This is a genomic window from Mesorhizobium helmanticense (genome assembly GCF_003034915.1).
In the GTDB taxonomy this organism is placed as follows: Bacteria; Pseudomonadota; Alphaproteobacteria; order Rhizobiales; family Rhizobiaceae; genus Mesorhizobium; species Mesorhizobium helmanticense.
The window spans coordinates 102,947-120,160 of record NZ_PZJX01000040.1 but is presented as its reverse complement, the minus strand read 5'-3'; the positions used below and the strand labels follow the sequence as shown (position 1 = coordinate 120,160).

General features: G+C 63.6%; 17 protein-coding genes. 14 read left to right on the top strand and 3 right to left on the bottom strand.

Features of this window, described 5'->3' with window-relative positions; genetic code table 11:
* Positions 1-97 precede the first annotated feature (97 nt).
* The 9 genes from C9427_RS22025 (at position 98) to C9427_RS21985 (ending at position 8,085) form a co-directional block, all read left to right on the top strand.
* On the top strand, positions 98-1,483 hold the full coding sequence (locus C9427_RS22025; RefSeq protein ID WP_107651198.1) for a M20/M25/M40 family metallo-hydrolase: 1,386 nt from the start codon (positions 98-100) through the stop codon (positions 1,481-1,483).
* A gap of 88 nt (positions 1,484-1,571) precedes the next feature.
* Positions 1,572-2,192 (top strand): ribonuclease D, encoded by a 621-nt coding sequence (locus C9427_RS22020; protein WP_107651197.1) that lies wholly within the window; start codon positions 1,572-1,574, stop codon positions 2,190-2,192.
* A gap of 53 nt (positions 2,193-2,245) precedes the next feature.
* Positions 2,246-2,449 (top strand): hypothetical protein, encoded by a 204-nt coding sequence (locus C9427_RS22015; RefSeq protein ID WP_107651265.1) that lies wholly within the window; start codon positions 2,246-2,248, stop codon positions 2,447-2,449.
* Between the two features lie 104 nt (positions 2,450-2,553).
* Positions 2,554-2,808 carry a GlsB/YeaQ/YmgE family stress response membrane protein gene (locus tag C9427_RS22010; RefSeq protein WP_097574305.1) on the top strand — a complete coding sequence of 85 codons (255 nt, stop codon included), beginning with the start codon at positions 2,554-2,556 and terminating at the stop codon, positions 2,806-2,808.
* Positions 2,809-2,833: 25 nt separating this feature from the next.
* Positions 2,834-2,980, top strand: a complete 147-nt coding sequence (locus C9427_RS22005; protein ID WP_097574303.1) for a hypothetical protein — start codon at positions 2,834-2,836, stop codon at positions 2,978-2,980.
* A gap of 29 nt (positions 2,981-3,009) precedes the next feature.
* On the top strand, positions 3,010-4,059 hold the full coding sequence (locus C9427_RS22000; protein WP_107651196.1) for an NHL repeat-containing protein: 1,050 nt from the start codon (positions 3,010-3,012) through the stop codon (positions 4,057-4,059).
* Between the two features lie 104 nt (positions 4,060-4,163).
* Complete coding sequence (locus tag C9427_RS21995; RefSeq protein ID WP_107651195.1) at positions 4,164-6,431, top strand: transglycosylase domain-containing protein; 2,268 nt, start codon at positions 4,164-4,166, stop codon at positions 6,429-6,431.
* An 86-nt stretch (positions 6,432-6,517) separates the two neighbouring features.
* Positions 6,518-7,270 carry an SDR family NAD(P)-dependent oxidoreductase gene (locus tag C9427_RS21990; protein ID WP_097574298.1) on the top strand — a complete coding sequence of 251 codons (753 nt, stop codon included), beginning with the start codon at positions 6,518-6,520 and terminating at the stop codon, positions 7,268-7,270.
* 41 nt (positions 7,271-7,311) lie between these two features.
* On the top strand, positions 7,312-8,085 hold the full coding sequence (locus C9427_RS21985; RefSeq protein WP_146172579.1) for a hypothetical protein: 774 nt from the start codon (positions 7,312-7,314) through the stop codon (positions 8,083-8,085).
* 55 nt (positions 8,086-8,140) lie between these two features.
* Here C9427_RS21985 and C9427_RS21980 read toward each other — a convergent pair whose 3' ends face one another.
* Positions 8,141-9,061, bottom strand: a complete 921-nt coding sequence (locus C9427_RS21980) for a zinc-binding dehydrogenase (protein ID WP_107651193.1) — start codon at positions 9,059-9,061, stop codon at positions 8,141-8,143.
* 216 nt (positions 9,062-9,277) lie between these two features.
* On the opposite strand from C9427_RS21980, the gene C9427_RS21975 reads away from it, so the two are divergent.
* The gene (locus C9427_RS21975; protein WP_107651192.1) at positions 9,278-10,087 is read left to right on the top strand and encodes an AraC family transcriptional regulator; all 810 of its coding nucleotides are present in this window, start codon (positions 9,278-9,280) and stop codon (positions 10,085-10,087) included.
* Between the two features lie 15 nt (positions 10,088-10,102).
* On the opposite strand, the gene C9427_RS21970 is transcribed toward C9427_RS21975, so the two are convergent.
* Together C9427_RS21970 and C9427_RS21965 are read right to left on the bottom strand one after the other, a co-directional pair.
* On the bottom strand, positions 10,103-11,881 hold the full coding sequence (locus tag C9427_RS21970; RefSeq protein ID WP_107651191.1) for a cation:proton antiporter domain-containing protein: 1,779 nt from the start codon (positions 11,879-11,881) through the stop codon (positions 10,103-10,105).
* Positions 11,882-12,119: 238 nt separating this feature from the next.
* Entirely contained in the window at positions 12,120-12,569 is a 450-nt protein-coding gene (locus tag C9427_RS21965; protein ID WP_107651264.1) for a baeRF12 domain-containing protein, read from the bottom strand.
* Between the two features lie 380 nt (positions 12,570-12,949).
* Here C9427_RS21965 and cysG point away from each other — a divergent pair, with 380 nt between their 5' ends.
* From cysG to C9427_RS21945, 4 genes are read left to right on the top strand one after another with little or no spacing between them, the layout of a single operon-like run.
* The gene (gene cysG, locus C9427_RS21960) at positions 12,950-14,401 is read left to right on the top strand and encodes a siroheme synthase CysG (protein ID WP_107651190.1); all 1,452 of its coding nucleotides are present in this window, start codon (positions 12,950-12,952) and stop codon (positions 14,399-14,401) included.
* Positions 14,398-14,691 carry a DUF2849 domain-containing protein gene (locus C9427_RS21955; protein WP_107651189.1) on the top strand — a complete coding sequence of 98 codons (294 nt, stop codon included), beginning with the start codon at positions 14,398-14,400 and terminating at the stop codon, positions 14,689-14,691. The genes cysG and C9427_RS21955 overlap by 4 nt, the downstream gene beginning before the upstream one ends.
* Positions 14,692-14,741: 50 nt before the next feature.
* Positions 14,742-16,412, top strand: a complete 1,671-nt coding sequence (locus C9427_RS21950; RefSeq protein WP_107651188.1) for a nitrite/sulfite reductase — start codon at positions 14,742-14,744, stop codon at positions 16,410-16,412.
* Entirely contained in the window at positions 16,387-17,151 is a 765-nt protein-coding gene (locus C9427_RS21945; RefSeq protein WP_107651187.1) for a phosphoadenylyl-sulfate reductase, read from the top strand. Before C9427_RS21950 ends, C9427_RS21945 begins: the two co-directional genes overlap by 26 nt.
* Positions 17,152-17,214 lie beyond the last annotated feature (63 nt).

Sequence of the window (17,214 nt, the reverse complement as noted above, 5' to 3'; positions counted from 1 at the left end):
GCCAGGCATTCACCGAGGCTGTGGTCCAACGATCACGGGCTTTTCGTTTTCCAGTCCTGCCTTTACGGTGCCGGTTCTGAATCGAAAGGCTTGAAAAATGTCCGCAGTTTCCCCCGTCCTCGACCGTCTCGACAGCAATCTCGATCAGAGCCTGGAGCGGCTGTTCGGCCTGCTCAGCATCAAGTCGATTTCCACCGATCCGGCCTATGCCGCGGAGTGTCGCAAAGCGGCGGAATGGCTGGTCGCGGAGCTCGGGCTGATCGGTTTCGACGCCGGCGTGCGCGACACGCCAGGACATCCGATGGTGGTGGCGCATCACGAAGGCCCGGCGGGCGCGCCGCATGTGCTGTTCTACGGCCATTATGACGTGCAGCCGGTCGACCCGATCGAGCTTTGGGAAAACGACCCGTTCGCGCCCGCCGTCAAGGAGATCGAGCCCGGCCACAAGGTGATCACCGGGCGCGGTTCGGCCGACGACAAGGGGCAGTTGATGACCTTCGTCGAAGCCTGCCGCGCCTGGAAGCAGGTCCATGGCCGCCTGCCGTGCCGCATCACCATCCTGTTCGAGGGCGAGGAGGAGTCCGGCTCGCCGTCGCTGAAGCCGTTCCTCGAGGCAAACGCGGCCGAGCTCAAGGCCGATTTCGCGCTTGTCTGCGACACCGGCATGTGGGACCGCGATACGCCCTCGATCTGCGTTTCGCTGCGCGGGCTGGTCGGCGAGGAGATCACGGTGAAAGCCGCCGACCGCGACCTGCATTCCGGTCTCTACGGCGGTGCCGCCGCCAATCCGATCCGCATCCTGGCCAGGATCCTGGGCGACATCCACGACAAGGACGGCCACGTCACCATTCCGGGTTTTTATGACGGCGTCGAGGAGACGCCTTCGCAGGTGCTGAAATCGTGGGAAACTCTTGGCGAGACCGCCGAGACCTTCCTTGGGCCGGTCGGCCTGTCGATCCCCTCGGGCGAAAAGGGCCGCTCGGTGCTCGAACTCACCTGGGCGCGGCCGACGGCCGAATTCAACGGCATCACCGGCGGCTATACCGGCAAGGGGTTCAAGACGGTGATTGCCGCGGAAGCCTCGGCGAAGGTGTCGTTCCGTCTGGTCCACAAGCAAGACCCCGAGAAGATCCGCGCCGCCTTCGAGAAGTTCGTCAGGGAGCGGATTCCGGCCGATTGTTCCGTCGAATTCCATCCGCATGGCGGTTCGCCGGCAATCCAGCTCTCCTACGACTCGCCGTTCCTCGCCAAAGCCAAGGACGCGCTGTCCGACGAATGGCCGAAGCCGGCGGTGACCACGGGGAGCGGCGGCTCGATCCCGGTGGTTGGTGATTTCCAGACCTATCTCGGCATCGAATCCCTGCTGGTCGGGTTCGGCCTCGATGACGACCGCATCCATTCGCCCAATGAGAAATACGAGATGAGTTCCTTCCACAAGGGACAGCGCTCATGGGCGCGCATTCTCGATGCGCTGACCAGCTGAGAATCAACAATGACGTGAAAAATCAACTTTTTGTTGATTTTTGATCGGATCGCGGCGAGGACGATGCACGCCCTCACCGGAGAAGACGATGAGCGACATCCGCTTCCACAAAAATGACCTGCCCGACCTTTCGCACTACAATGTCGGGGCGGTCGCCATCGACACGGAGACGCTGGGGCTGAACCCGCATCGCGACCGGCTGTGCGTGGTGCAGATCTCGCCGGGCGACGGCTCGGCCGACGTCATCCAGATCGCGCCGGGCCAGAAGAAGGCGCCGAACCTGGTCAGCCTGTTGAGGAACCGCAATGTGACCAAGCTGTTCCACTACGGCCGCTTCGACCTGGCAGTGCTTTACAACGCCTTCGGCGTCATGGCGGAGCCGGTGTTCTGCACCAAGATCGCCTCGCGGCTCACCCGCACCTATACCGACCGGCACGGGCTGAAGGACATCTGCTTCGAACTGCTTGGTGTCGGCCTGTCGAAGGCGCAGCAATCGTCGGACTGGGCGGCGGAGACATTGTCGCCCGAACAGCTCGAATACGCCGCCTCCGACGTGCTGTACCTGCACCGGCTGCGCGACGTGCTGAGCGCTCGGCTGGCGCGCGAGAACCGGACCAAGGAAGCAGACGCCTGCTTCCGCTTCCTGCCGACGCGTGCCAAGCTCGACCTGATGGGCTGGGACGAAGAGGATATTTTTGCACATAGTTGATGATGGAACCGGGTGTGCTCCCCGGCGTTCCGTCGGTCCATGGAGGGGATGAGATGGCTGCCCGTCAACCAATCGAGACAGCGCCGAAGGACGGTTCCAAGGTCACCGTCTACTGGAAAGACAGCAACAGCGTGATCAACGAATCCATCGCGCAGTATCGCGATGCGGGCTGGTGGACCTATATCGACAGCGACACGCAAAAGAGGGTCGAGCCGACGAGCTGGCGGCCGACCTCCGAAGACAGCGACGACGAATGACGCCGCCGCTGGCGGGACCGGCCACTTTCGCATAGCTTGAAGCCGTTGATATCGAGGCTGATTCGGATTTTCCGCTGCAGCCTCTTCTCGCGGAGGAACGCTCTATGGGTATCGAAAGCCTTCTCGTCTTCATCATCATCGGAGCCATCGCCGGCTGGCTCGCCGGCCTCATCGTCTCGGGTTTCGGCTTCGGATTGATCGGCAACATCGTCGTCGGCATCGTCGGGGCCTTGATCGCCGGCTGGCTTTTCCCAAGGTTGGGCTTCGCCATTGGCGGCGGCACCATCGCCGCCATCATCAACGCCACGATCGGCGCCGTCATCCTGCTAGTGCTGGTCAAGGTCCTGAAGCGAGCGTGATGTTCAATATGAAAAAGGGCGCGCCATGAAACAGAACACGCTCTATCTTCTCGTTGGCGCGCTTCTGGTCGTGGTCATAGCGCTCGGCATCTATGTCTACCGCGAGCAGACCAAGCCGAAGGGCGTGGAGCTCAAGATCGACGACAAGGGCATTTCGATCCAGCAGAACTGATCGCGTCGGTCAGGTGCACCAGGGTGCAGATGACCCACCTTCCATCATCCTTCGGGTCCCACTCTCCGGTGACGCCTCGGATCGACTTCAAAGCCAGTAAAGCTGTCCGCGCTGCGCTTTCAGCGATCGGGCGCACGGAAGATCTGCGCTTTTCGCCGGACAATCGGCTGCTGGCAATTGCAGGATTTGCACGAAAACGCTGTCTGGTGCTGCGGATCGATGTCATATCGGCGCCAAGTGGCCCGCAAATCACAATCCATGATTTCATGGAGTTGACGTCGGCAAGCATGGGTGAAGTCCACGGCCTCGATTTCATCGATGACCGGACCCTGGTAGTCGCCAATCGCGATGGGTTGATTGCGATATTCGCCTTGCCCTCGGGAGATCCGGCCGGCCGCCAGTGCGAAATCGCACCTATTCGCCAGATCAAAGGCGGCCTGTTCTGCAAGTTGAAAACGCCTGGTTCGGTGGCCGTTCGGCGCGAGTCGTGGGGTCGGGTCAGCCTTCTCGTCTGCAACAACTACAGAAACCGGGTAACTCGGCACGTCGTCAACCGGTGGTGGGGATATCGCGCCAGCAGCAACCAGCTGCTTCTCAAGCATGGCCTCGATATTCCGGACGGCATTGCGCTCAGCCACGATGGCCAGTGGGTCGCCGTCAGCAGCCACGGCACCAAGGATGTGAAGATTTATAGCATGTCCGCGTCGCTTGGACCGGACACCGAACCCGCCGGGATCCTGCAGAACGTGAACTATCCGCATGGCCTGCGTTTCACCGGCGATGACCGGCAGATCCTGGTTGCCGATGCAGGCAGTCCGATGCTTCACGTCTACGATGGCGATGCCGGCTGGAGCGGCTGCCGCATGCCCTCCCACTCGATCGCCGTTATTGACGATGAAACGTTTGCGCGGGGCAGGGCCAGTGCCGAGGAAGGCGGGCCGAAAGGCCTCGATATCGATCGATCGAACAGCGTTGTGGCCGTAACCTGCGAAGAGCAGACGCTGGCCTTCTTTCCGTTGGTATCGATAACCGGTCGGCCGGCCACGGTAACACGCGGTGACAGATTAACAATTTCCTAACGGATTTCAAAGGCTTGGCAGGGCCTCGGCTTAACGCGCCCTTAAATCGCCGCATCTACTCTTCACCCCGAGCGCCATAGGCATCGGGGCAGACAGCACAGCGCATGGCGAACCGCAAAGACAGCCGCATCGAACCCAGCTTCGAGGGAGCCCCGGGGGCGAAATCATCGGCCGGGTTTTCGGTGAGCGAGGAGGATCGCGTCGTGCCGGGCAACCGCAAGAGCGCCACAAAAGGCAAATCGGCCAAGGCGAAATCGTCGCGTCGTGGGCGCGGCAAAAGCCGGCGCGGCCTGTTCGGCGTGCTTGGCCGCCTAGTCTACTGGTGCTTCGTGCTGGCCATCTGGGGCGGCATCGCCGCTGCCGGCATCGTCGTCTACTACGGCGCGAAAATGCCGGCGGCCACCACCTGGGCCATCCCCGACCGCGCGCCCAACATCAAGATCGTTTCCGTCGACGGGCATTTGCTTGCCAATCGCGGCATGAGCGGCGGCGAGGCCGTCGGCCTGCATGAAATGTCGCCATACATTCCCGAGGCCGTCATCGCCATCGAGGACCGCCGCTTCTATTCGCATTTCGGCATCGACCCGATCGGTCTTTCCAGAGCCATGGTCACCAACCTTCTCGGTGGACATTTCTCGCAGGGCGGCTCGACGCTGACCCAGCAATTGGCCAAGAACCTGTTCCTGACGCCCGACCGCACGCTGGAGCGCAAGGTGCAGGAAGTGCTTCTGGCGCTGTGGCTGGAGCACAAGCACACCAAGGACCAGATCCTCGAAATGTACCTCAACCGGGTCTATTTCGGCTCCGGCGCCTATGGCGTCGAAGCGGCCTCGCGCCGCTATTTCGGCAAGAGCGCGCGCGACGTCACGCTGTCGGAGGCGGCACTTCTGGCCGGTCTTCTGAAGGCGCCGTCGCGGCTGTCGCCGTCGCGCGACCCGAAGGCGGCCGAGGAGCGCTCGCAACTCGTACTCGCCGCCATGCGCGACGAAGGCAAGATCACCGCCAAGGAGCTGACCAGCGCGATGAGCGCACCGGCGACCCGCTCGCCATCCTACTGGACCGGCTCGGAAAACTATGTCGCCGACACCATCATGGAAGAACTGCCCGACCTGATCGGCGACGTGCGCGGCGACATCGTCGTCGACACCACGGTCGATCTGAATTTGCAGAAGCTCGCCGAACAATCGATCCGCAGGCTGATCGACGAGAGCGGCAAGAAGCTCAATGTCACCCAGGGCGCGCTGGTGTCGATCGACAATTCCGGCGCGGTGCGCGCCATGGTCGGCGGTTACGACTATTCGACCAGCCAGTTCGACCGCGCCTCGGAGGCGCGCCGCCAGCCGGGCTCGGCGTTCAAACCCTTCGTCTACATGGCGGCATTGGAAGCCGGCCGGACGCCGGACAGCGTACGCAACGATGCGCCGATCAAAATAGGCAAATGGACGCCCGACAATTACGGCGGCAAGTATTTCGGCAAGGTGACGCTGGCCACCGCACTGGCGAAATCGCTGAACTCGGTGGCCGCCCAGCTGACCATGGAAGTCGGACCCGACGCGGTGGTCGAGGCGGCGCATCGCATGGGCATCCAGTCCGATTTGACGGCCAACACGTCGATCGCGCTCGGCACCTCGGAAGTGACGCCGCTGGAGCTGACGTTGGCCTATGTCCCCTTCGCCAATGGCGGCTATCGGCCGGACGTCCATTTCATCCGCCGCGTGACGACGACCGACGGCAAGGTGCTCTACGACAACAATGGCGGCAGCGCGCCGCGTGTCGTCAAACCCGAGATCGTCGGCATGATGAACTCGATGATGACAGGCACCGTCGAGGTCGGTACGGCCAGGAAGGCGGCGTTCGCCTGGCCGTCGGCCGGCAAGACCGGCACCAGCCAGAATTCGCGCGATGCCTGGTTCGTCGGCTACACCGCCAACCTCACCACCGGCGTCTGGTTCGGCAATGACGATGGCAGCGCGATGAAGAAGGTCACCGGCGGTGCGCTGCCGGCGCAGGCCTGGCACGAATTCATGGTCGCTGCACACGAAGGCGTGCCGGTCAGGCCGCTGCCCGGAACATGGAAATCGACGCCGGCGGATACGATCGTGCAGGATGAGATTCCGTCCAATACCGCACAGCCGGCGCCGCCCGCTTCGGTTGGCCAGCCGGCTCCGGCCGCCCGGGCGCCCTCGACTGCCCAGGCGCCTGCACCGGCGCGCGCAGCGCGTCCCGCGGAAACAGTCGATGCCGGCGGCTTCGGCATGCCGGGCAATGACGGCGCCACGGGATCGATCAAGCACCCGGTGCCGCCCGGCAATGTCGGCGGCCCGGTCAAGAAGCGGCAGACCTCGATCCTCGACATCCTCACCGGGGGCTGAACGGCTAAACCCAACCTCATCTTGCTCTGATCCACCCCTCGCCACCGCTGCCGTGTTCCGCTACATCTCCGGTTGGAGACCGCGACATGGCCGAGACCGACACCAGAAAGACGATCGTGCTGACCGGCGCCAGCCGGGGCATCGGCCATGCGACGGTCAAGCGCTTTTCACGCGAGGGCTGGCGCGTCATCACCTGTTCGCGCCAGGCATTCGCCGAGGACTGCCCGTGGCCGGCCGGCCCGGAAGACCACATCAAGGTCGATCTCGCCGACCAGGAGGATGTCGGCATTGCCGTCTCGGAAATCCGACATCGGCTGGAAGCGCATGGCGGGCAACTGCATGCGCTGGTCAACAATGCCGGCATTTCGCCAAAGCTGGAGGACGGCAACAGCCGGATGAACTCGATCGACACGCCGATGCATGTCTGGCGCGACGTGTTCCAGGTCAATTTCTTCGCGCCGATCATGCTGGCGCGGGGGCTGTTCAAGGAATTGGCGTCGGCGAAGGGTTCGATCGTCAACGTCACCTCGATCGCCGGCACCCGCGTGCATCCCTTTGCCGGCACCGCCTACGCGACATCGAAGGCGGCACTTGGCTCGCTGACGCGCGAAATGGCGCATGATTTCGGCCCGCACGGCATCCGCGTCAATGCGATCGCGCCCGGCGAGATCGATACGGCGATCCTGTCGCCCGGCACGGAAAAGATCGTCGAGACCATCCCGCTGCGACGGCTCGGCACCACTGCGGAAGTCGCCGACATCATCTTCTTCCTGTGCTCGCAGCAGGCCTCCTATGTGACGGGTTCGGAAATCCACATCAATGGCGGCCAGCACGTGTGAGCGAGCAGACTGGCCGATATGAGCGGTTCACGGAAACCAACGTGGTCGGCTCACTCCTGATTTATGAGTGGGCCGCAACTCTCAGCATTCGCCGTGCAAGCGAAGCTCTGGATCAAATCACGGAAATCATTGGCTCATTGCCCGACATGGCCACCGTTGTCGATGGCACAACGGGTAAGGACTATCTCAACGGCAATTTTCTCAAACGCGACGTCATAAGCAAGAAAAATTGGGAATCGGTCGGCTATCTATGGAAGCGTAGTCCCGATGTGTTGTCGGACTTTGCGATAGAAATTGGCTGTTCCATCGATCGCTTCAAGCTGTTCGAGATTCACATAGACCAGGCTGCAGTTGCGGATTTGAAAGGGACGTTCCAGAGAATCCTCCAATTTGTCAGCGACGAGCTGCAACCAATCTATGGGATTGGCCTCTCGATGCCATATTTTTGGGGACCGAGAGCGTTCGCACATGGCTCATCGTCTTCTCGCTTCGCGACGGCCGACAAGACGCTCCACGGTCCGCCAGCACAAATGAAAGAGCAATCCTTGGCATTCGGCCGAACGTTCCGTGCCGACAGGGACAAACGACATCTGAACGAAAATCTTCGCGACGTATTTCCTTTCAACCTGTTGTCACAGGGGCATCTGGACCGCCGGCTGGACGGCAAGCGACTGGAGCACTGGATTGAAGAAAACGCCTACGGCGCTCTGCGGCAACTCTCGCCTGTCACATGGCAGTGGGATGTTCCGCCCGAAGACGTTCAAAAAATCAGAAAACTGTTGATCGACGCAGGCCTCACGATTTCAAAAGAATAGCATTGGTGCGGTCTTCTGATCATCGTGTCGGCGCCTGCTTTGTTGGCAGGATTGCTCATTCGGTTATGGTGAGAACAGCCTTGCCGCTGATGCTGCGGTGCCGCAGTGCGTCCAGGGCCTGCGCGATGTCTGTCCACGGCGCGGTCATGGCCACGCGGGTTTCCAGCCGGCCGGCCGCGACCAGAGCGAGCAGCGAGGCGATGTCCGCACCAATGCTCGGACCAGAGGCGTAGTAGGCGAAAGTCTGAAGCCTCGCCCCCTCGTGACCCGGAACGAACTGGCGGAACCCGATGGGTGTGAGTTCGCCGCTGCTCGACCCGAACATGACAACGGTGCCGCCAGGTGCGACGCGTTCGATCGCGTGTGCGAGGCTTTCACCGCCGACTGACTCGGTGATCAGCGAAAAAGGCCCCTCGGCCAGCTCGATCGACTCGACAACTTGCCCGGCGCCCAGGCCGCGGAGATCCTCGGCATGCCGGGCAGCGGCGACCGCGGTCACCGACGCGCCCTGCTCGCGGGCGATCTGGACCTGGAACCGACCGACCGCGCCGCTTGCGCCGGTGATCAGGACCTGCTGGCCGGCAAGGTCGCCGCCATGGCGCAAAGTCCTTAGCGCCGTCGTGCCCGCGACCGGAAGCGTGGCGGCGGAAGCGAAGCTGACGTCATCTGGCAGGACGGCGAGACGGTCGGTAGGAACGGCGACACGTTCGGCCCAGCCGGCCTGGTCGACCAAAGCCGCAACCCGGGTGCCCACGGCTGGTCCGGAGCCATCGGCTGCCGCCCGTTCGACAACTCCGACGACGTCCTGGCCGGGTATCCAGCCGTTCGGTCGTATGGAGAGCAGGCGCAGTTCGCCGCGGTTCAACGAGGTTGCGTGGACCGAGACAAGCGCCTCGTTCGAGGCCGCTTGAGGCTCGGCGAGCTCCGCGATCCCCAGTCCGGTCGCGCTATCGGAAGAGATGACAAGGGCGAGCATGGTTCATACCTCACTGCTGCGCGGACGCACAGCTCTTAGGGCAGTTGTATGCCCGGTCTTGCTGGTTCGACTTTGGAGCGTCGGCGGCCGCCGGCCGAAGAAAGGTCGCCAGCTACGCACGACTCCAGAGTCGCTCATTCACGAGCGGAAACTTATCGATTTTCCCTGTCGAATAATCTGGATATCAAGGCATTTAATCGCTAAAAACAGTCAATCATGAGACAACCCCTCCGTTACCCTTGGCTCGATGTCGATGTGGATGACCCTTCCGCGCCGGCGATTGCCGTACGCGTCGACGTCCCCGAGACCAGAGCGGAGGTACCCGCCCATCGGCACCGCAAGGGCCAACTCGTCTTCGCGCTCGGAGGTGGCGTCACATGCCACGTGCCCAGCGGCCTGTGGATGGTGCCGCCTCATTGCGGGGTGTGGATTCCCGGCGACATGGAGCACAGCAATGTTGCGACCGCCAATGCCCGGATTTTCTTCGTCTACATTGAACCGGGAGCCGCCGATCTGCCGGACCGGTGCTGCACACATTCGATCTCGCCGTTGCTGCGCGAACTGATCATCGAGCTGTCCGATAGCGTGGAGGATGATGAGGCGAGGGACGGGCTCTTGATCAGGACGCTGCTCAGCGAACTGCCGCGTATGCCTGTGCAGCGGCTGCATCTGCCGATCTCATCCGAGCCTCGCCTGAAGAGGATCGCCGAAGCGTTGGCGCAAGACCCTGCTAACCGCAGCACACTGGCAGAATGGGCCAATCGCGTTGCACTCAGCGAGAGCAGTCTCGCCCGCCTCGTGGTAAAGGAGACGGGGCTGAGCTTCGGGCGCTGGCGCCAGCAACTGCACTTGATCGTCGCAATTCGAGAACTGGCCTCCGGTGCCAGCGTACAGCAGGTCTCTGGCGATCTCGGCTATGGTTCCGTCACGGCCTTCATCACCATGTTCAAGAAGGCGCTTGGCAAGCCGCCGGCAAAGTACCTCGGCAGTATCGCTCGAAATGGCGGCTCTGCATTCGTCGCGTGATCCTGCAGGATCGGCTCAGGCAGCGGACGGTTCAGCAGCGTCCGGCTTGGGACCAAGCACCTCTTCGACAATGCCACGCGCGATCTCGCGTTCGCCCATGATCACCGTGTCGGCGCCAAGCCCCTTGAGATGCTCGACCTCGGCATCGGAATGGGCGCGCGCGATGACGCTGATGGCTGGGTTGGCGGCGCGGGCGCGCAGCACGATCTGTCCGGCCTCGAAGGCGTTGGGGATGGCCAGGATCAGCCGCTTGGCGGCCTCCGGATTGGCGGCGGCGAAGACATCGGCGTTGGCCGCATTGCCGGCGACGGTTTCAATGCCGTCCGCCTTGAGCCTGGCCAGCGTCTTGTCGGCATCCTCGATGACGAGGAAGGGCAGGGCGGCCTCCTTGAGCGCCGCGCCGACGAGGCTGCCGACCCGGCCATAGCCGATCAGGATGGCGTGGCCGGCGAGCATCGTCCTGGGCGGTGGACCGTCCTCCGTCTCCGGCGCAGCGACCGAAGCCACCTGGCCGGGCTGCGTCGCCGGGCCGATCGGCTTTGCCTCGACCGGTGGCGATGCCTTGGCGGAGCGCTCCTCCAGCCATGGCTTCATCCAGTCGAGGGCGAGGAACATCAGCGGGTTGAGGAGGATCGACAGGATGGCGCCGGCCAGGATGAGGTCGCGGCCCTGTTCTGGCAACAGCTTCAGGCCGACACCGAGTTCGGCCAGGATGAAGGAGAATTCGCCGATCTGGGCGAGGCTGGCCGAGATCATCAGCGCCGTGGCCAAGGGATAGCGGAAGGCGACGACGATGACGAAGGCAGCCAGCGATTTGCCAATGACGATGATGGCCAGCGTCGCTAGGATCGGCAATCCGTTGTCGATCAGGCTGAACGGGTCGAACAGCATGCCGACCGAGACGAAGAACAGCACGGAGAAGGCGTCGCGCAGCGGCAGCGATTCCTCGGCCGCCCGGTGGCTGAGTTCGGATTCGCTCATGATCATGCCGGCGAAGAAAGCGCCCAGCGCCAGCGAGACGCCAAACAGCTTGGCGGCGCCGAAGGCGACGCCGAGCGCGATGGCCAGAACCGCCAGCCGGAACAGTTCGCGCGACCCGGTATGGGCGACATAGTGCAGGATCCAGGGAATGACGCGGCGGCCGACCACCAGCATGACCACGACGAAGGCGGCGACCTTGGCCAGCGTCATGCCGACGACGCCCCAGATGCCGTAGCTCGCCGGCAGCGACAACAGGCTGGCGTGGGTCTCGACCTGCTGCTGGCCGCCAAGCACGCCGGCCAGCGCCGGCAACAGCACCAGCGCCAGCACCATGGCGAGATCCTCGACGATCAGCCAGCCGACGGCGATGCGGCCGCGTTCGGTCTCGATCAGCCGCCGCTCCTGCAGCGCGCGCAACAGCACCACGGTCGAGGCGACCGACAGGGCCAGACCGAAGACCAGTCCGGCGCCCATCGACCAGCCGAGCAGCCAGGCGAGGCCGGCGCCAAGCGCCGTCGCGAAGCCGATCTGCACGATGGCGCCGGGCACGGCGATGGCGCGGACCGACAAAAGGTCCTTCAGCGAGAAATGCAGGCCGACGCCGAACATCAGGAGGATGACGCCGATCTCGGCCAGTTCGTTGGCAAGGCCGGCATCGGCGACGAAGCCCGGCGTGTTCGGCCCGACCAGAACGCCGGCGACGAGGTAGCCGACCAGCGGCGGAATGCGGAAGCGGTTGGCGAGCGCGCCGAAAACGAAAGCCAGCCCCAGACCGGCGACGATGGTGGCGATAAGGGGCGTGTCATGCGGCATGGTCTATGGAGCGCCTTTCAGAAATCGCGATGTCGGGTATGCGCCGCCCGAAGCCGCCGCCCTTGCAATATGGAGGCGCGGCAGGCCATGAGGCAACCCGCAATGGCATGAAATCTACGGCAAGGGCGGCAGAAAACGGAGAACTGACGGCGTTAACCCACCATCGGCCACCCGGCAGCATGCTCCGGGCTGTTGGCGGTCGATGCGCAAAAGCCGGTTGCGCGCCGCGGATGTCCGGTCAGGCTGCCTGCAGCAGGGTCTCGATGTCGACTATGGTGTGATTGGTCAGGGTCTTCGGTATTTCCGCCGCTATTTTCTCGGCAACCTCCTTGTGCAGTTTCCTGCGCATCTCGCCCAGCACCTGCGGCGGCGCGATCAGCACGATCTCCTTGAACGTGCCGCGATGGGCGAGCTTGTAGAGCCGCTCTGCAATCTCGTCGGCGAAACGTTCCTTGCCGAGACGGTGCCAGTCCGTGTCCTCGACCGCGCTGCGGTGGACGGAAGGACCATCATTGTAGCGGCCGGGCCGGTCGCTGCCTTGATCGCGGCTGGCGGGATTTTCCTGCGCCATTTCCTGTATCACCTGGAGGTTAGGATGTAGCGTGTCGCCCTCGTTGCGAAGGAACAGCGCTTTCTCGCCATCGGCCACCACGATCCACAGACCATGTTTCAGCTTGAGGTTGTCCATGGAGCGCTCCTTTTTGGTTTCATTCCTGGTTCTTCGGCTCATCGCGGGAGACATTGCGCAGCCGCGCTGCCAGGTCCGGGTTCGCAGGGCAAACGCGCGCCGAGGCGGGAATGTTCCGTCGGCGACTTTAATCTACTAATTTAGTAGAATTTAGAAGAATCTGTTTTGCGGTGCGCGTCTCCTGTCGCTAAAAGAGCCGCAGATCAAGGCCCGCCACAGCGGCTTCAATCCGCCAGGAATGGCGATGTGGAATATTTTTCTCCTGGCTGTTACGCTTGCAGAAAAGCGATTGCTTCCCTCAAAGTGATGCGCGAGAGCGTTCCTTCTGCTTTTTCGCGCTCGCGCGTAGAACTGACCGCGTGTTCAGGATTCCGCCCGCAATGCCGCTAGCCACGCCCAAGCTCAATGCCTTCCCGGTCTTCCTGCGGGTCGAGGGCGAAGCCGTGGCCATCGTTGGCGGCGGCGAGCAGGCGCTGGCCAAGGCGCGGCTGCTCGGCCAGTCGAGTGCTGTGCTGCGCATCATTGCCGACGCCCCCGAGGCCGAGTTGCTGTCCTTCATCACTGCCACCGGCGCGACCCACATCGCCGCCGCTTACCATGCCGCGCATCTCGAAGGCGTGGTGATGGTGTTTGCCGCCAGCGGCGACGAAGCGCTCGACCTCCGCGTTGTCGCGGATGCCCGCCGGTTGGGCATTCCGGTCAATGCCGTCGACCGGCCGGAACTGTGCGATTTCTTCACCCCGGCGCTGGTCAACCGCGCGCCGGTCGCCATCGCCATCGGCACCGAAGGCGCAGGCCCGGTGCTTGCCCAGATGCTGCGGACCCGCATCGACCGTATGCTGTCGCCGTCGCTCGGCCCGCTTGCCGCACTTGCGGCTTCCTTTCGTGGCACTGCAGAGAAGCTGCTGCCGAAGGGCAATGCCCGCCGTCGTTTCTGGAGCGATTTCTTCGGCGGCGCGCCGGCCCGTGCCATGGAGGTCGGCGAGCCTGCGCGGGCGCATGATGCCGCCGTCGGCCTGCTTGCCTCGAACGCACCGGTCTCGGGCCACATCGCGCTGGTTGGCGCCGGCCCCGGTGCGGAAGACCTGCTGACCCTGCGCGCTCATCGCCTGCTGATGGAAGCCGATGTGATCGTTTATGACGCGCTGGTGCCGGAGGCGATCGTCGCCATGGGCCGGCGCGATGCCGAGCGTCTGCCGGTCGGTAAGCGCAAGGGCTGCCACACCAAGAGCCAGGCCGAGATCAACGCGCTGCTGATCGAACTCGGCCGCGACGGCAAACGCGTCGTGCGGCTGAAATCCGGCGACCCGCTGGTGTTCGGCCGCGCGGGCGAGGAAATGGCGGCGCTGCGCGATGCCGGCATCGCCTACGAAGTGGTTCCGGGCGTCACCGCGGCGTTTGCCGCCGCCGCCGATTTCGAACTGCCGCTGACGCTGCGCGGCGTGTCGTCGTCGATGGTGTTCACCACCGGCCACGACCTCAAGGGCAATTCGCTGCCCGACTGGGCCAAGCTTGCGATTTCCGGCGCCACGGTCGCCGTCTATATGGGCCGCTCGGTCGCGGCCGAGGTCGCCGGCCGGCTGATCGAGGCCGGCCTGTCGCCGGACACCGCGGTCGCCGTGGTCGAGAATGCCAGCCTTGCCCAACGCCGCCGTTTCCATGGCACGCTCGCCGACCTGCCTTCGCTGGAGGCGCGCGCCGACCTTTCAGGACCGGTGATGACCATTATTGGCGATGCGGTCGCCGGCGCCAATTTTGAACGTTCCGAGCCGCTCGCGGTACACAGGCATGAAGGCGCTGCTCAAGCTGCCGCCGAAGGAGTTGAACAGTGAAGGTTCTGACTGCAAACCGCCTCACCGATGGCATCGCCGTCTGGTATGCCGATGGCGGTTGGGCCGACACGGTCGACCATGCCGACATTGCCCACGACAAAGCGGCCGAGGACCGGCTGGAGGCGATCGGTGCGGCGGCCCATGCCAGCAACGAAGTGGTCGACGTCAACCTGATCGACGTGAGCGTCGTCAATGGCGTCGTCGAGCCGGTGCGGCTGCGCGAAAAGATCCGCGCCGCAGGCCCCACCATCCGCCACGATCTGGGCAAGCAGGCCGCCCGGGCGGCTTAAAGCAACAAAACAGATGAAACACGGGCGGACGCGCCCGGAAAGACCAGACTATGTACCGTTACGATGAGTTCGATCATGATTTCGTTCAGGCCCGCGTCGCCGAGTTCAGCGACCAGGTCCAGCGCCGGCTCGCCGGCGAGATCACCGAGGACCAGTTCCGGCCGCTGAGGCTGATGAACGGCGTCTACCTGCAGCTGCATGCCTATATGCTGCGCATCGCGGTGCCCTACGGCACGCTGAACAGCAAGCAGTTGCGCATGCTCGGCCATATCGCCCGCAAATACGACAAGGGCTACGGCCATTTCACCACACGCCAGAACATCCAGTTCAACTGGCCGGCGCTGTCCGACATTCCCGCGATCCTGGCGGACCTCGCCAGTGTCGAGATGCATGCCATCCAGACCAGCGGCAACTGCATTCGCAATGTCACCGCCGACCACTTCGCTGGCGCTGCTGCCGACGAAGCCGCCGATCCGCGCCCTTATGCCGAGATCCTGCGGCAATGGTCGTCTGTGCATCCGGAATTCTCGTTCCTGCCGCGCAAATTCAAGATCGCGGTGACCGGTGCGGAGCGCGACCGCGCCGCGATCCAGACACATGACATCGGCCTGCATTTGAAGAAGAACGCGGCTGGCGAGCTCGGCTTTGCCGTCTATATCGGCGGCGGTCAGGGGCGCACGCCGATGGTGGCCAAGAAGATCCGCGACTTCCTGCCGGAGGCGGATCTGTTGTCCTACTGCACGGCGATCCTGCGCGTTTACAACCTTTATGGCCGCCGCGACAACAAGTACAAGGCGCGCATCAAGATCCTCGTCCACGAGACCGGCGTCGAGGAGATCACGCGCCAGGTCGAGGCCGAATGGCAGGAGTTGAAGGACGCCGAGCTGAAGCTGCCGGAAGCCGACATCCGCGCCATCGACGCCTATTTCGCGCCACCTCAGCTCGGCGACCGGCCGGAAGGCGACGAGGCGGTCAAGCTGGCCCGACTCGATTCGAAGAGCTTTTCGGACTGGCTCGACCAGAATGTGGTGACGCATCGCCATCCCGACTATGCGGCGGTGACGATCTCGCTCAAGGGCATCGGCGAGGTGCCGGGCGACGCCTCGGACAGCCAGATGGAAGCGGTCGCCGACATCGCCGAAAAATATGCTTTCGACGAACTGCGTGTCAGCCATGAGCAGAACCTGATCCTGCCGCATGTCGCGCGCGCCGACCTCAAGGCGGTCTACGATGCGCTGGTCGATATCGGCCTGGCGACGGCCAATTCCAACCTGATATCAGACATCATCTCCTGCCCCGGCCTCGATTATTGCGCGCTGGCGACGGCGCGCTCGATTCCGATAGCGCAGGAGATCTCTCAGCGCTTCGCCTCGCTGGAACGGCAGCGCGAAATCGGCGAGTTGAAGCTCAAGATCTCCGGCTGCATCAATGCCTGCGGCCATCACCATGTCGGCCATATCGGCATTCTCGGCGTCGAGAAGAAAGGCGCGGAGCTCTATCAGGTCACGCTTGGCGGCTCGGCCGACGAGAACACCTCGGTCGGCGAGATCATCGGCCGCGGCTTCTCATCGGAAGAGATCACCGACGCCATCGAGCAGATCGTCGAGACCTATCTCGGCCTTCGACTCGATCCACAAGAAAAATTCATCGACGCCTACCGCCGTGTCGGTCCCGCGCCGTTCAAGGAGGCGCTCTATGCTGGCGAAGCCAAGGCCGCTTGACCGTATTGTCGACGTCGAGGCCGGCGTCGCCGCAGAGGCGGCAGGGCTCGACGCGCTCTACGGTCACCTAAGCCCGCTCAAGATCATCGAGCGGTCAGCGCGGGAATTGTTTCATGGCGAGATCGCCGCCGTTTCCTCCTTCGGCGCCGATTCGGCCGTGCTGCTGCACATGATTTCCGAAATCGACCGCACCTTGCCGATCATCTTCCTCGATACCGGCAAGCATTTCGGGGAAACGCTGGGCTATCGCGACGCGCTGGTCGCCGATTTCGGGCTGACCGATGTCAGGGTGATCACGCCCGACGAGGCGGCGCTCGAACGGATCGACCCGACCGGCAATCTGAACGAGACCAACACCGACGCCTGCTGCGATGTGCGCAAGGTCGAGCCGCTGGCGCGAGGTGTCGAGCCGTTCCGCGCCTGGTTCACCGGGCGCAAGCGCTTCCAGGCGTCGACGCGGGCGGCACTTCCGGTGTTCGAGGCGGTGGGTTCACGCATCCGCATCAACCCGCTGGCGCACTGGACGACGTCGGATCAGGCCGCTTACATGCGTTCGCATGCGCTGCGCGAGAACCCGCTGGTCGCCTATGGCTATCTGTCGATCGGTTGCTTCCCCTGCACGCAGCCGGTACAGCCGGGCGAGGACGCGCGCAGCGGCCGCTGGGCCGGGCATGCCAAGACCGAGTGCGGCATCCATCTGTCGGGACTGGAGAAATCGCTGACCGACGCCTCTCTCTAGGGTATGTTGATATTCAGGTGAGGCCGGCCTGCAAATGGCGGCTTCCTGCGCTTCCGGTGCTCA

What these genes read in the sequence shown, in the direction of transcription:
- C9427_RS21995 (WP_107651195.1), top strand. Translation starts at nt 4,164, where the DNA reads ATGGCGAACCGCAAAGACAGCCGCATCGAACCCAGCTTCGAGGGAGCC.
- C9427_RS22000 (WP_107651196.1), top strand. Translation starts at nt 3,010, where the DNA reads ATGACCCACCTTCCATCATCCTTCGGGTCCCACTCTCCGGTGACGCCT.
- C9427_RS21975 (WP_107651192.1), top strand. Translation starts at nt 9,278, where the DNA reads ATGAGACAACCCCTCCGTTACCCTTGGCTCGATGTCGATGTGGATGAC.
- C9427_RS21990 (WP_097574298.1), top strand. Translation starts at nt 6,518, where the DNA reads ATGGCCGAGACCGACACCAGAAAGACGATCGTGCTGACCGGCGCCAGC.
- C9427_RS22010 (WP_097574305.1), top strand. Translation starts at nt 2,554, where the DNA reads ATGGGTATCGAAAGCCTTCTCGTCTTCATCATCATCGGAGCCATCGCC.
- C9427_RS21950 (WP_107651188.1), top strand. Translation starts at nt 14,742, where the DNA reads ATGTACCGTTACGATGAGTTCGATCATGATTTCGTTCAGGCCCGCGTC.
- C9427_RS22025 (WP_107651198.1), top strand. Translation starts at nt 98, where the DNA reads ATGTCCGCAGTTTCCCCCGTCCTCGACCGTCTCGACAGCAATCTCGAT.
- C9427_RS21945 (WP_107651187.1), top strand. Translation starts at nt 16,387, where the DNA reads ATGCTGGCGAAGCCAAGGCCGCTTGACCGTATTGTCGACGTCGAGGCC.
- C9427_RS21965 (WP_107651264.1), bottom strand. Translation starts at nt 12,569, where the DNA reads ATGGACAACCTCAAGCTGAAACATGGTCTGTGGATCGTGGTGGCCGAT.
- C9427_RS21970 (WP_107651191.1), bottom strand. Translation starts at nt 11,881, where the DNA reads ATGCCGCATGACACGCCCCTTATCGCCACCATCGTCGCCGGTCTGGGG.
- cysG (WP_107651190.1), top strand. Translation starts at nt 12,950, where the DNA reads ATGCCGCTAGCCACGCCCAAGCTCAATGCCTTCCCGGTCTTCCTGCGG.
- C9427_RS22020 (WP_107651197.1), top strand. Translation starts at nt 1,572, where the DNA reads ATGAGCGACATCCGCTTCCACAAAAATGACCTGCCCGACCTTTCGCAC.
- C9427_RS21980 (WP_107651193.1), bottom strand. Translation starts at nt 9,061, where the DNA reads ATGCTCGCCCTTGTCATCTCTTCCGATAGCGCGACCGGACTGGGGATC.
- C9427_RS22015 (WP_107651265.1), top strand. Translation starts at nt 2,246, where the DNA reads ATGGCTGCCCGTCAACCAATCGAGACAGCGCCGAAGGACGGTTCCAAG.
- C9427_RS22005 (WP_097574303.1), top strand. Translation starts at nt 2,834, where the DNA reads ATGAAACAGAACACGCTCTATCTTCTCGTTGGCGCGCTTCTGGTCGTG.